15 protein-coding genes are annotated in these 11,785 nt (G+C 67.9%); 8 read left to right on the top strand and 7 right to left on the bottom strand.

Annotated features, from left to right (window positions below; genetic code table 11):
* A partial coding sequence (gene aceA, locus B3E43_RS09410) for an isocitrate lyase (protein ID WP_292028804.1) occupies positions 1 to 926 on the bottom strand: 926 nt, incomplete at its 3' end.
* 155 nt (positions 927 to 1,081) lie between these two features.
* On the opposite strand from aceA, the gene B3E43_RS09405 reads away from it, so the two are divergent.
* From B3E43_RS09405 to B3E43_RS09395, 3 genes are all read left to right on the top strand, one after another.
* A complete protein-coding gene (locus B3E43_RS09405) occupies positions 1,082 to 2,497 on the top strand; it encodes a helix-turn-helix domain-containing protein (RefSeq protein ID WP_292028802.1) in 1,416 nt (471 codons plus the stop codon).
* Positions 2,498 to 2,535: 38 nt separating this feature from the next.
* On the top strand, positions 2,536 to 3,369 hold the full coding sequence (locus B3E43_RS09400) for a hypothetical protein (RefSeq protein WP_292028800.1): 834 nt from the start codon (positions 2,536 to 2,538) through the stop codon (positions 3,367 to 3,369).
* A 177-nt stretch (positions 3,370 to 3,546) separates the two neighbouring features.
* Positions 3,547 to 4,650 (top strand): phytase, encoded by a 1,104-nt coding sequence (locus B3E43_RS09395; protein WP_292028799.1) that lies wholly within the window; start codon positions 3,547 to 3,549, stop codon positions 4,648 to 4,650.
* On the opposite strand, the gene B3E43_RS09390 is transcribed toward B3E43_RS09395, so the two are convergent.
* Entirely contained in the window at positions 4,603 to 6,033 is a 1,431-nt protein-coding gene (locus B3E43_RS09390; protein WP_292028796.1) for a hypothetical protein, read from the bottom strand. The two genes, B3E43_RS09395 and B3E43_RS09390, sit on opposite strands and share 48 nt — an antisense overlap.
* A 204-nt stretch (positions 6,034 to 6,237) precedes the next feature.
* On the opposite strand from B3E43_RS09390, the gene B3E43_RS09385 reads away from it, so the two are divergent.
* Positions 6,238 to 6,558, top strand: a complete 321-nt coding sequence (locus tag B3E43_RS09385) for a hypothetical protein (RefSeq protein WP_292028794.1) — start codon at positions 6,238 to 6,240, stop codon at positions 6,556 to 6,558.
* A complete protein-coding gene (locus B3E43_RS09380) occupies positions 6,555 to 6,851 on the top strand; it encodes a type II toxin-antitoxin system RelE/ParE family toxin (protein WP_292028792.1) in 297 nt (98 codons plus the stop codon). Before B3E43_RS09385 ends, B3E43_RS09380 begins: the two co-directional genes overlap by 4 nt.
* Here B3E43_RS09380 and B3E43_RS09375 read toward each other — a convergent pair whose 3' ends face one another.
* Positions 6,852 to 7,838, bottom strand: a complete 987-nt coding sequence (locus B3E43_RS09375) for a helix-turn-helix transcriptional regulator (protein ID WP_292028767.1) — start codon at positions 7,836 to 7,838, stop codon at positions 6,852 to 6,854.
* Positions 7,839 to 7,923: 85 nt separating this feature from the next.
* On the opposite strand from B3E43_RS09375, the gene B3E43_RS09370 reads away from it, so the two are divergent.
* The gene (locus B3E43_RS09370) at positions 7,924 to 8,154 is read left to right on the top strand and encodes a hypothetical protein (RefSeq protein ID WP_292028765.1); all 231 of its coding nucleotides are present in this window, start codon (positions 7,924 to 7,926) and stop codon (positions 8,152 to 8,154) included.
* On the opposite strand, the gene B3E43_RS09365 is transcribed toward B3E43_RS09370, so the two are convergent.
* The 3 genes from B3E43_RS09365 to B3E43_RS09355 form a co-directional block, all read right to left on the bottom strand.
* Positions 8,155 to 8,580, bottom strand: a complete 426-nt coding sequence (locus B3E43_RS09365; protein ID WP_292028763.1) for a DUF1801 domain-containing protein — start codon at positions 8,578 to 8,580, stop codon at positions 8,155 to 8,157.
* 13 nt (positions 8,581 to 8,593) lie between these two features.
* Positions 8,594 to 9,319: an alternative oxidase gene (locus tag B3E43_RS09360; RefSeq protein ID WP_292028761.1), complete on the bottom strand. Its 726-nt coding sequence runs from the start codon at positions 9,317 to 9,319 to the stop codon at positions 8,594 to 8,596.
* Positions 9,320 to 9,452: 133 nt separating this feature from the next.
* The gene (locus tag B3E43_RS09355) at positions 9,453 to 10,547 is read right to left on the bottom strand and encodes an alpha/beta hydrolase (RefSeq protein ID WP_292028958.1); all 1,095 of its coding nucleotides are present in this window, start codon (positions 10,545 to 10,547) and stop codon (positions 9,453 to 9,455) included.
* 34 nt (positions 10,548 to 10,581) lie between these two features.
* Between B3E43_RS09355 and B3E43_RS09350 the strand changes: the two genes are divergently transcribed.
* Positions 10,582 to 10,857: a DUF4160 domain-containing protein gene (locus B3E43_RS09350; RefSeq protein WP_292028759.1), complete on the top strand. Its 276-nt coding sequence runs from the start codon at positions 10,582 to 10,584 to the stop codon at positions 10,855 to 10,857.
* The gene (locus B3E43_RS09345; protein WP_292028757.1) at positions 10,854 to 11,132 is read left to right on the top strand and encodes a DUF2442 domain-containing protein; all 279 of its coding nucleotides are present in this window, start codon (positions 10,854 to 10,856) and stop codon (positions 11,130 to 11,132) included. Before B3E43_RS09350 ends, B3E43_RS09345 begins: the two co-directional genes overlap by 4 nt.
* Positions 11,133 to 11,442: 310 nt before the next feature.
* Here the strand turns inward: B3E43_RS09345 and B3E43_RS09340 are convergent.
* Positions 11,443 to 11,785: NAD(P)(+) transhydrogenase (Re/Si-specific) subunit beta (locus B3E43_RS09340; RefSeq protein ID WP_292028756.1), on the bottom strand; the 343-nt coding region annotated here is incomplete at its 5' end.

Here is an 11,785-nt window from a genome sequence, read left to right as displayed (position 1 = left end):
CAGTTGTAGGCCAGCAGCTTGCCGGGATGCTCTTTGTGCACGGCCTCGGCGAAGCGCCGGGCGTCGTCCAGATCGGGGTGGGAGGTCTCCCACCACAGGACATCGGCGTGTTTGGCGTAGGACAGGCCGCGCGCGATGCAGTGATCCAGCCCCGTGCCTTCCTTCAGGCGGAAGAAGCCCTCGGGCGTGCGGTTGTCGCGGTCGATGAAGGGGCGATCGCGCTCGTCCACGTCCGAGGTGATCAGCTGGGCGCTTTCGGCGTCGGTACGGGCCACGATCAGGGTCGGGGCGCCCATGACGTCGGCGGCCAGGCGCGCGGCGATCAGGTTGCGCTCATGCGCCTGGGTCGGGATCAGAACCTTGCCGCCGAGGTGGCCGCATTTCTTCTCCGACGCCAGCTGGTCCTCGAAATGGACGCCCGCAGCGCCGGCCTCGATGAAGGCCTTCATGATCTCGAAGCTGTTCAGCGGCCCGCCGAAACCGGCCTCGGCGTCGGCCACGATGGGCACGAACCAGTCCCGCTTGGCGCCGCCCTCGGCGTGCTCGATCTGGTCGGCGCGTTGCAGGGTGCGGTTGATGCGGCGGCACAGTTCCGGTGCGGCGTTGGCCGGGTACAGCGACTGGTCCGGATACATGGCCCCGGCGGTGTTGGCGTCGGCCGCGACCTGCCAGCCCGACAGATAGATGGCCTTCAACCCGGCCCGGACCATCTGCATGGCCTGGTTTCCGGTCACGGCGCCGAGGGCGTTGATATAGGGCTCGTCGTGAAGCAGCTCCCACAGGCGGTTGGCTCCGCGCTCGGCCAGGGTGTGGGTGATCGGGATCGAGCCGCGCAGACGCAGGACGTCTTCCGGCGTATAGGGCCGCTCGATACCGTCGAAGCGGCCGACGGGCGACGGGACGAGATGGGCGAAGCTGGTGGTCATGTCGGTCTCGGCTCGGAAGCGGCGGACATCGCCGCGGGTCTCGAGGAGCAGAACACGCCAAAGTCACGAATGACACAGCACTAGCCGCTACATTCGCGTCATTCGGTCATGATGTGACATGGATTGTTAAGTCATATTGTGACTATCATCCGCCCATGGACGCCGCCGCCGACCGCAAGCTTTTCCTTGGAGGCCGCCTCAAGCGGCTGCGCCGCGATCTGGCCCTGACCCAGACCGCCATGGCCGGCGATCTCGGCGTCTCGCCCTCCTATCTGAACCATATCGAGCGCAACCAGCGCCCTGTCTCGGCCCAGCTGCTGCTACGGCTGGCTGACACCTATGACGTGGACCTGCGCACCCTGGGCCAGTCGGCCGGTCCCGCCTCCGAGGCCGAACTGGCCGAGGCCTTCGCCGACCCCATCTTCCAGGGCATGGCCGTCCCGCGGCACGAGATCGTGCAGCTGGCCGAGGACCAGCCGGCCGCCGCCGACGCCCTGCTGCGCCTGTACCGCGCCTTCTCCGACCGCCGCGCCCGCGACGGCGCAGAGGCCGGAAGCGCCGACGACAGCCCTTCCGACTGGGTTCGTGAATACGTCCAGTCGCGCCGCAACCACTTCCCCGAACTCGACGCCCTCGGCGAGACACTCGCCGCCGCGCTCGAGGCCGACGCTCCCGGCGAACCGTTCGAGACCCGCGTCCGCGCCCGCCTCCAGTCCCGCCACGGCCTCAGCGTCCGCACCCTGCCGGCGGACGTCATGGTCGAGTGGACCCGCCGCTATGACCCGCACCGCAAGCGGCTCCTGCTGTCCGAGACCCTCGGCCCCTCGTCCCGCGCCTTCGCCGTCGCCTTCCAGCTCGCCCTGTCCGAGCATGACGCCGAACTGACGACCCTCGCCGCCGCCGCCGCCGCGCCCGACGACCCCACGCGCCGTCTGCTCAAGGTCTCCCTGACCAACACCCTCGCCGCCGCCATCCTGATGCCCTACGGCCCCTTCCAGCGCACGGCGGAGGAGACCGGCTACGATCTCGGCCGGCTCCAGGCCCGGTTCGGCGTCAGCTACGAACAGGCCGCCCATCGCCTGACCACCCTGTCGCGGCCCACGGCGCGCGGCGTGCCCTTCTTCCTCATGCGGGTCGATCAGGCCGGCAACATTTCCAAACGGTTCGCCTCGGGCGCCTTCCCCTTCTCCCGCTTCGGCGGCGCCTGCCCGCGCTGGCGGCTGCACTCCGCCTTCCGCACCCCCGGCCGCGTCATCACCCAGATCATCGAGACCCCGGACGGCGGCCGCTGGTTCACCCTCGCCCGCACCGTCGACCGCCAGGGCCATGACGCCTTCACCGAGGGCCATGACCTCGCCATCGGCCTGGGCTGCGAGCTGAAACACGCCCACCGCCTGGCCTGTGCGCGCGGCCTCGACCTGACCGCCCCCGAGGTCACCCCCATCGGCCCCGCCTGCCGCCTGTGCCACCGCCACCCCTGCGCCGAACGCGCCGCCCCGCCGATCGACCGCCCGCTGGTGGTCGACGACTGGGCCAAGTCGGTGAGCCCGTATCCGTTCGCGGGTGGCTGAGGGCGTCCCAAGGGCGAGCGCGATTGACACATTGGCCCGTGCCGGGCGAGCATCCCGCTATGGTGGCATCCACAGTACTCGCGCTGGCATTGTTCGCGGGACAGGACCCGGCGCCGCAGCAACCATCGAACACACTGCCCGACATCACGGTCCAGCAACCGGCGAGCGACCCAGTTCGGCGCTTTGTCGCCGGTGTGACATTGCCGGGTGAGCACGGTCGTTACGTCGGGCAGATTGCGCGCTGGGACCACAGGCTATGTGTGGACGTCGTCGGCGGCGCGCCCGAGGTGAACGGCTATCTGACCGCCCAGATCGCAGCCAATTTCCGGTCTCTCGACATTCCCCACGGCGCACCCGGCTGCACCCCCACGGTTGCGGTCGTGATCTCGACGGATGCGGACGCTTTCGCACGGACATTCACCCGCCTGAACCGGAACCACATGTTCAGTACGCGCCCGGAGGCGGTCGCCCGATTCCTCGGCCCGTCGCGGCCGGTCCGATGGCAGCATCTCGTGCGAACGGACCAACGGCCCCTGCCCCAGTCGCGATTGAGGGTCGCCAGCACGCGCGCCATCCAGCAGACGATCATTCTTGTGGACGCCGGGCGAGCCGCCGCGGCGCCGCTGGACTCCCTGGCGGCTTATCTGGCCTTCGTCGCCCTGGTCGATCTGCCTTCCGAGCCTTCCACCGCGGACCAAAGAACCATCCTGTCGCTTTTCGACGAATCCGGCGCCAGGCCGCCGCGCGCCCTGACACGCTCTGACCGCGCTTTTATTGATGCTCTCTACAGGGTCACGCCGGACATGATGTTCGGCCTCCAGCAGGCCGAGATTGAAACCCGGATGAGGCTCAACCTGGCCACGCCGCCGTAGGCTTGCCGCCGGGGTCGTGCTCCAGGGAACCGACCACCCCGCCGATCGGCCGCGGTTGATGATAACCGGCCGGGGCGAGGTCGTTGGGTCCGTGTCCGTTCGCAAGGGGTAGCCCCCTCCGCGCATTGCAGAGCCGCACAAATTAGGGTTGAGTTCTGGTTCGCCGGAGAACCGGAAATGTCATTTCGCCTCGCGCTCTGCTTTGTCACCGCGTTGTCGCTCGCCTCCTGCGCCAGTCTGCCGCCCGCGATTCCGGTCGTTGCGAGGGAGGCGGCGGCGGCGCCCCCGATCTCCAACAATCGCCTGGGTCAGATCACCAGCTGGTGGGGCGACGGACGGGCGCCGACGGCGCTGGTGAACGCCGGCTTCGTCGCCATCGCTCCGGGAAACGGGGGATTGGACGTTCGCGATTTTTCGGGAGCGAACGAGCAGCGCCTGCCTGCGGGTTCTCTGACCGACATCGATGTCGCCGCCCTGCCCCTCATGAACAGCTATGCCGTCGTCGTCGGCGGAACCGAGCGGTCGTCGGGCCGGACCCGGATCGTCCTCTTCCGGCTGGACAGCAGCGACGACCAGCCGATGCGTCGATGGGGTGAAATCGCCACCGACCTGTCCGATCCCCGGGGGATCTGCATGCGGCAGATCGACCCCGGCATCTCGGTCGTGGCTTTCGATCGCCGGGGCGAAGCGCGACATTTCACGGTTACCCAGGGCCCGGACGGGGGGCTTGTGTCGCGGGAAATACGCCGCTTCCGCATCAACCGGCCGGGTACGGGATGCGCCATCGTTACGGGCGAGAACCATCTGTATGTCGGCCATGCACGCCGAGGATTCTGGCGCTATTCGCTGAATCCGCAACTAACCGGTCCGCCCCGGCTCATGGGCCAGTCGGGCCCGCCGGTGGTTCCCCGCAGCGCCAGCGTCTCGGTCCTCTCGACCCTGCCGCATACCTATCTGGCCAGCCTGGATCACGACCGCGCCGCCATCTCGCTCTGGCGCATCGAGAGGGATGACCTCCGTTGGCTGGGTCGTGTCGAGGTGCGTGAGGGACCCGGCGGGCCCCGGGTTCACAGCCTTGGCAGCCTGGACGCTTACGGCGGCGAACTGGAGGGCTTCCCGGGCGGCGTGGTGGTTCTTCATGGCCGGGTCGGTACTGGAACTCCGGCGCTGAAGTTCGTCGACTGGTCGGCAGCGCTTAATGCGCTGGGTATCGAAACCCGGCCGGCGATCCGGTCAGTTCAGCCGCACCTTGTCCTCGTCCCGGCTGTAGGCGACCCCTGAACGGTCGAACAGCGCCGCAACGATGTCGCCCGCCTGCGGCGATCCCTCGTCCAGCAGCATCTCCATATCCCGCCGCAGCGACGGATCCCCCGACACGGCATCCAGTGCATCCAGCCACTCAGCCCGCGTCAGCACCCCGTCCTCACGACTGGCGTCGATCAGCGGCCGCAGGAAATCGAACCAGTCGCCGCCCGTCGCCCGCCGCTGCGCGCCCTCGGCGACCATGCCGAACACCGCCCCGCAGGCGTACAGCGCCCGATGCTCGCCCCGGCCGGCGGCTTCGACGACCGGTTCGTCGGCCAGACGGATGCAGTCGTCGATCTCCTTCTGCAGCTCGGCCCGGGCGTCATAGGCAGGATTGATGCTCTTCAGGGCCTGGATCGCCATCAGGTCCGCCCCACCCTCGGTGATCCAGGCGTCGCGGGCGCGCTCGTAGCGGACGACCTGCCCCAGCCAGAAATGCGCGCTTTCGTGGCCGATGAACCAGCGCGCGGCGCCCAGCACCCGCGCAGTCGGCTCGACCACGCCCGAGCCCTCGAACCGCATGACGATCAGACCCGGCAGGACGCTGCCGCCCATGGAGGTCATGCCGGACGTCGGGCCGGCCCAGCTGACCATGATCGTCGGGCGGTCGGTCTGGCCGGGACCCAGCCGGGCGGCATAGACGTCGGCCACCCGCGGGGCAAAGTCCTCGGTGGCGCCGCTGATCCACGGCGGCAGCTGCGGGTCGATGACCGTGACCAGTCGCTCGCTCTCAACCATATCGGCCTCACCGAACAGGACATAGGTCTCTGCCTGGACCGCTGTGGCCTCCGAAGCGCGCTGCCCCCGGAACAGGATTGGCCCGGCCCGGTCCCTCCAGGTCACCTCGGCAGGACCCGTAGCGAGGGGATAGCCGTTCAGATCGAGCGGGGCCGCCTCTGCCTCGCCGACGGACGCGAGCGGAAACACGTCGAACTGGCCGCTGGGCAGGGCGACAGAGCCGTCGGTGAAGGCCAGCACGCTGTAGTCAGCCTCGAGGTTCTCGGACCTCGGCGTGAAGGCGATGCGGACACTGCGTGGCAGGGCCCCGCCGTCGACCGTGCGCAGGATGTCGTAGTTTCCGGCGCGCTCCAGCACCACACCCGGTGTCAGAACCCGCCACTGCGCCGCCCGCCATGACCGACGCGACTCCTGGATCAGAGCCGAACGGAAGAAGGCCCAGACCGGCGCGTCGCGGTCGAGCTCATACGCCGCCGTCCAGGCGTCGCCGTCCCGGGTGACGGTTACGGCGGGCTGCGAAGGGGCGATCGCCGCGCCATCCCGTACTTGGCCCGCCGAGGCCGCCGGCGCACTCGCCGCCATCGCAACAGCGGCCATGACCGCAATCAATACCGGACGCATGTGCCCCTCCCCGTCTGAGCCTGTCGCGTAGCGCGGGTCAGCGGTGTGCGTCAGCTTAAGCTTTGGTCAGGCTTGGGTCCGATCGAGGGCGCCGTCCCGGGTTCGCCGACCGGTTGGGGTATTGCGCTTCTTTCCCTCCATCGGGCCCGGCGTTTCTACCTCGGATTGGTAGATTGAGCGTCACACCTCCGTTAGTATCAACGCATGGCTCGCTTCCCCCTGACCATCCGGCTGGACGCCGCGATCCTGGCGCGCGCCGGCGCCGAGGCCGCCGCCCTCAACCTGACCGTCGAGGCTTATCTGAGCAGGATCATCGCCACCGCCCTGTCCCCGATCGGGGTCGCCGAAGACGCCTCTCCGTTCGAGGTTGCCGACCAGCGAACCGAAGCGGTGCAGCTCTACCAGCGCGAACAGGCGCGGATCGCCCTGGCGGAATACGATCGCACGGGTGTGTCGATCCCGCTGGAAAACGTTTTGCGGGACGTCCGAGCCGATCTGGAAGCAAGGCTGGCATCGAAGGCGTGAACCATCGGGTCACCGTCGCACCTGAGGCGAGGTCGGACCTGTTCCGGCTGAATGCCTTTCTCGCCGGCCAGAGTGACGAAGCCGCCCGCCGCGCGATGGACGCGATCGAGTCCGGTCTTCGGTCATTGGACAAGATGCCGGATCGCGCGCCCGAAGGGCCGGATGGAATACGGGAGTTGATGATCCCCTTCGGGATTTCCGGCTACGTCGTTCAATTTCGTGTCCGGGAAGACGCCGTCGTGATCGCCCGCATCTATCATATGCGTGAGGATCGCCGGGGGGCAGGCGACTGATCAGCGCTTCCTGTCCAGAGCGCGGGTCGCCGCCTCCAGCGCCTCCCGCATCATCGTCTTCAGCCGCGCCGGCGCCACGATCTGCACCTGGTCCCCCCAACTGAACAGGTGCCAGGCCAGTTCCCGCATACCGCTGGCCCTGAACCGCACCTCGACGCCGCCGTCGGCCCGATCCTCGACCGTCTGGGTCGGGTGCCAGCGCCAGGCGCGCGCCTCGGCCGCGCCGTCCGGCGTGACCCGCAGCACAACATCCTCGATCTCGTCCTGATAGATGCCGAACGACTGGCTGGCGAAGGCCTGAAGGTCGAAGTCGGCGGGCGGGGCGGCCACCCCGTCCTCGGCGCGGACCGCGCTCATCCGGTCGAGACGGAAGGTCTGGATGCGGCCACTCTCGCGGTCGGCGGCCACCAGATAGTTGGCGCGGCCGAACATCACCCCGCACGGCGCCACGCTGCGACGCCGCGCCTCGGCGCCCGGTCGGCTGTAGATGAAGCCCAGCGGCTGGCCCGCCAGAATGGCCTGCCGGATCTCGGCCAGAACCGCCTCATCCGCCGACGGTCGTGGTCCGGCCTGGACCGCGATGGTCTCGGCCCGCACCAGCGCCTCCAGATCGGGCGCCAGCCGGTTCAGGGTGGTCGACCGCATGGCCGACTTCAGCTTGCGCTCCAGCCCCTCCAGCGCCGCCGCCCGGCCCGGCTCGCCCGCCGCCCGCAGCCCCTGTGCCGCCTTGCTCAACTCAACCAGTTCGGTCGTCGTGGGGGCCTGTTCAAAGGCCGACAGCCCCCCGCGGATACGCCAGCGTTTGGTGGGCGGATCCGACACCTCCTCGGCGGCGGGATAGAGGGCCAGGACCGCGTCCCGCAGCCGCTCGGCGGTGCGCCGGCCGACGCCGCTCTCGCGCGCCATCTCGTCGAGCGTCAGGCCCTCGGCGCTGGCGGCCATCCGCCGCGCCAGCTCGATCACCACGGCCGCCTTGTCCTGTCTCATGCGCCGACGATGGCATACGACCGTTTTTGACGCAACGCTGCTCCACGGTGAGTTTCAACAGAGACCCGCTTCCCGGAGACACCCCATGGCCCGCTCGTTCGCCCCCCACGCCGCCGTCGCCGCCAACCGCTATCTGATCGTGCCCTGCGAGGCCGAAGGCTGCGGCGATCTGGCCGTCATCTGGGACCGGCTGGAGGAACAGGTGATCGACGTCATCGACGCCCGACTGTCGGCCCGTTACGCAGACGAAGACGCCCTGTGGGACGAGGCCCGCCCGGCCTTCGACCCGGCCGAAGACTTCCGCATGGCGGCCTGATCAGTCTTCGGGATAGCGCTCGCGCATGTGCGCCAGACAGGCGACCGCCATTTCGCGCAGCACGCCCATATCGATCTGGTCGAGCCGGTTGATGTACATGCACGACACGCTGGTCTTCACCTTGCCCAGACGCGCGAGCGTGGCTTCCTGCCCCTTGTACCCTGACATGAGGTAGAGGACGGTCTGGGCCTTGCGGGGCGAGAAGCCGAGCCGGGGCGCATCGCCCTCATGCCCGCTGGCATAGCGGTAGTGATAGCTCCCGAAGCCGATGATCGACGGCCCCCACATCTTCGGCGGCTCCCCGGACACCTCTTCCAGCAGGGCGCACAGGGTCTCGGCATCGGCCCGGCGCTGCGGGTTCTCGACGGCGGCGATGAAGTCCGCGACCGAGACCTCGGTCGGTTTGGTCTTGGCCTCATACGCCATGGTCGCCCTCCCCTCAGGCCGCGCCCCTCAGCTCCGTGGCATGCGGCGGATAGGGGGCTGACGGTACAGGGCTGGGCGGCAGTTTGGCCAGAGTGCTGGCGAAGCCGTGGTTGACGTCGCGGTGGTGCGCCTCATCGGCCCGGACCTTCAGCACGACATCGCGCAGCGTCGCGTCCGCCGGCAGCTTCCAGTAGTGGATGGCGATGGCCGGAGCCGGGACGTTGGGCGACCGGCCCTCGTCGATCTCCTTCAGATACAGGGTGTAGCTGATCACGGCCTCTTCCTCGAAATAGCCGACCACCCGGTGCGCCGTTCGCGACGAGATCAGGTAGAGCAGGAAGAAGCCGATGTAGAAGATCGCCTGCGCCAGCTGGACCACCATCCGTTCGAACCAGGTCGGCTGGGCCACCTCGATGAAGGTCATCAGGTGCATCCGCTCGTTCTCCGCCTCCTCCATCAGGGTGCGGATCCATCCCTCGTCATCCCGCATTTCGCGCAGGCAGCGCAGATGCTGCAGCGTCGCCCCGACCATGCCCGGCACAGCCGCGACGGTCTCCAGCACGATGGCCCGGTGGCCGTATTTCTTGGCGAAGAAGGTGTCGGCGCAGACGCGAAGCAGCTTGGTGAAGCCGAGCGCGAACCGGTCCGAGAAGCCCTTGGGCTCGTGGTGGACGACGGGCTCGGCGTCCTTCTCTTCTTCGAGGGCGCGGTCGTCGGGTTCGAGGATCTTGTTGACCATGGGAGCAGACTTTCCGGCGCTTCGGCCGCAATGGGCCGGCGCCACAGATCATAACGCGCGACGGGGTCTGCAGGGGCCGGACGCAATGTCGCAAAGGGCGGACAGGGTGACGCAGCCGAGTTCAAGGCCGTCGTCACAGGACTCCGAGCGAGCCCAACCATTGCTCGACCTGCCCCGGCCATTCGCGCGTGATCGGATCGGCGGTCGGGCGCAAGCCGAAGGCGTGGCCGCCCCTGGCATAGAGGCGCATGTCGACCGGCACCCCGGCGTCGTTCAGCGCCAGCGCATAGGCCATAGGCTGGCGAATGTCGTCGACGGGGTCGTCCATGGCATGGATGATCAGCGTCGGCGGCGCGTTCGGGCTGATGGTCACCCAGGGCGCCAGTTCGAGTTCGTTGCGCCGACGGCTGGTGTCCAGAACACGGGCCGTATAAGCCACGATCGCGAAGTCGGGGCGCGGGGACTCTCGATCCGCCGCGTCGGTCAGCGGATAGGTGCGCGCCTCGGTATTGCTCATGTTGATCGCAAGATAGGCGCCGGCGGAAAAGCCGATGACCCCGATCTTGCGCGGATCGATGCCGTATTCGTCGGCCTGCTCGCGCAGCAAGCCCATCGCGCGCTGCGCGTCTTCCAGACCCAGCAGGACGTCCGGCCGCCGCTGCCGGCCGTTCACCCTCGGCCACACCTGGGGCGTCCGGTATTTCAGCATGACGCAGGTCATCCCCTGCCGGATGACCCAATCGCAGATTTCAGTGCCTTCGAGGTCCGTGGCCACCGCATGGAAGCCGCCGCCGGGCAGGACCATCATCGCCGCGCCCGTATTGCGCCCCTTCGGCCGATAGATCGTCATGGTCGGTCGGGTGACGTAGCTGGCCCAGTGCCACCTCCGGCCGCCGACGGTCGGCGAGCCGTTGCCGGTCGCCTCGGGTTGATCGCCGCTGTCGGGCTTGGCGAGCGGGACGTTTGCGGGCCAGAGCGGAATCTGGGTTCCGCCGGCCGTCGGCTGCCAGACGCCTTCGCGCTCCACCTTGGGCACCTCGACCCGGACAGATGAGCCGGCGGCCGGGCCGGGCTGGCTGGCTCGCTCGCCCAGGTCGGGCTCGCCGGCGGGACCGGCCTGATGACAGGCGGCGCCCGACAGACAGATCGCCAGCAGCAGGGGCGCGATGAGCCGGCGCGGCGCCGTCATCTCGTCGAGTTGGACGGTAACCTCACCCGCGATGAGCATGGAGAACACAATCTATCCGTGTTAGGTTGGCTGAATGCCGACGATCTCATGGTTCTACGGAATATCGATACGGATGTTCGTCAGCGACCATCCGCCTCCGCATTTTCACGCCTACTACGAATCGAGCGTCGCCGTGATCGCGATTGAGACGGGCAAGATCACAGTCGGGCGATTGCCACCCCGCATTGCACGGTTGGTCGAGGAATGGCGATTACAGTATATTGCTGAGTTGATGGCCGCGTGGGCCGTCGCCGAGCGCGGCGAAACCAACGACCTGGGTCGCATCCCGGGTCTGGGTGAAGAGAAATGAGAGAAGTCGTTCACGTCCGTCGATACCGCGTCACCGGCCCTTATCGGCTGTGGCTCCAATTCACCGACGGCCTCGCCGGTGAATGGGATTTCTCGCACCTCGCGACCAGCGACAAACCGGTCACCCTGCCCTTCCGCGACCCCGCGTTCTTCAACGAGGTCTTCCTCGATTTCGGCGCCCTGACCTGGCCGAATGGATATGACTGGAGTCCTGAGGCGCTGTACGCGGACATGAAGGCGGCGGGAGTGCTGAAGTTCGAGAACGCGGCAGCGTGAGGATCAGTTTCTTTGCCGCGGTCCTCATCCTCGGATCGTCCGCCGGTGCCTGTGGCGATGCGAAGGATTGGACCTTGTTTGTCTATCCGGCGGGCACAGGCGGGTTTGCAGTTGTCACATCGGGTTTCGGCCGAGAGATGTGCCGGTTCGCTGGACAGGAGGCCGTTCAATCCCACTCCTTTGCGCCGGGGCGGCGAGCGATGATTGAAGCAGGCGATAGTGGTGCTCCCACTTTCGAATGCGGCCGGAGTTGCAGGATCGGTGAGATCAAGACGGTAGCTACATGCGCCGAGACCTTCGACGCGAGCGACTAAAGCCCCTTCACAATCCCCTCGACCATCTTCTTCGCGTCGGCGAACAGCATCATGGTGTTGTCCCGGAAGAATAGCTCGTTCTCGACCCCGGCGTACCCTGCCGCCATCCCGCGCTTGATGAACAGCACCGTCCCAGCCTTCTCCACATCCAGCACCGGCATGCCGTAGATCGGGCTCTGCGGGTCGGTCTTGGCGGCCGGGTTGGTGACGTCGTTGGCGCCGATGACGAAGGCCACATCGCAGGAGCTGAACTCGCTGTTGATGTCCTCCAGCTCGAACACCTCGTCATAGGGGACATTGGCCTCGGCCAGCAGGACGTTCATGTGGCCGGGCATGCGG

The sequence above is a fragment of the Brevundimonas sp. UBA2416 genome, from assembly GCF_002343105.1.
Lineage (GTDB): Bacteria > Pseudomonadota > Alphaproteobacteria > Caulobacterales > Caulobacteraceae > Brevundimonas.
The sequence above is the reverse complement of the archived record's forward strand: the minus strand, read 5'-3'. Positions and strand labels throughout refer to the sequence as shown.

Coding starts and splice junctions, on each gene's coding strand:
- B3E43_RS09405 (WP_292028802.1), top strand. CDS start 1,082: ATGGACGCCGCCGCCGACCGCAAGCTTTTCCTTGGAGGCCGCCTCAAG.
- B3E43_RS09395 (WP_292028799.1), top strand. CDS start 3,547: ATGTCATTTCGCCTCGCGCTCTGCTTTGTCACCGCGTTGTCGCTCGCC.
- B3E43_RS09390 (WP_292028796.1), bottom strand. CDS start 6,033: ATGCGTCCGGTATTGATTGCGGTCATGGCCGCTGTTGCGATGGCGGCG.
- B3E43_RS09385 (WP_292028794.1), top strand. CDS start 6,238: ATGGCTCGCTTCCCCCTGACCATCCGGCTGGACGCCGCGATCCTGGCG.
- B3E43_RS09375 (WP_292028767.1), bottom strand. CDS start 7,838: ATGAGACAGGACAAGGCGGCCGTGGTGATCGAGCTGGCGCGGCGGATG.
- B3E43_RS09370 (WP_292028765.1), top strand. CDS start 7,924: ATGGCCCGCTCGTTCGCCCCCCACGCCGCCGTCGCCGCCAACCGCTAT.
- B3E43_RS09365 (WP_292028763.1), bottom strand. CDS start 8,580: ATGGCGTATGAGGCCAAGACCAAACCGACCGAGGTCTCGGTCGCGGAC.
- B3E43_RS09360 (WP_292028761.1), bottom strand. CDS start 9,319: ATGGTCAACAAGATCCTCGAACCCGACGACCGCGCCCTCGAAGAAGAG.
- B3E43_RS09355 (WP_292028958.1), bottom strand. CDS start 10,547: ATGCTCATCGCGGGTGAGGTTACCGTCCAACTCGACGAGATGACGGCG.
- B3E43_RS09350 (WP_292028759.1), top strand. CDS start 10,582: ATGCCGACGATCTCATGGTTCTACGGAATATCGATACGGATGTTCGTC.
- B3E43_RS09345 (WP_292028757.1), top strand. CDS start 10,854: ATGAGAGAAGTCGTTCACGTCCGTCGATACCGCGTCACCGGCCCTTAT.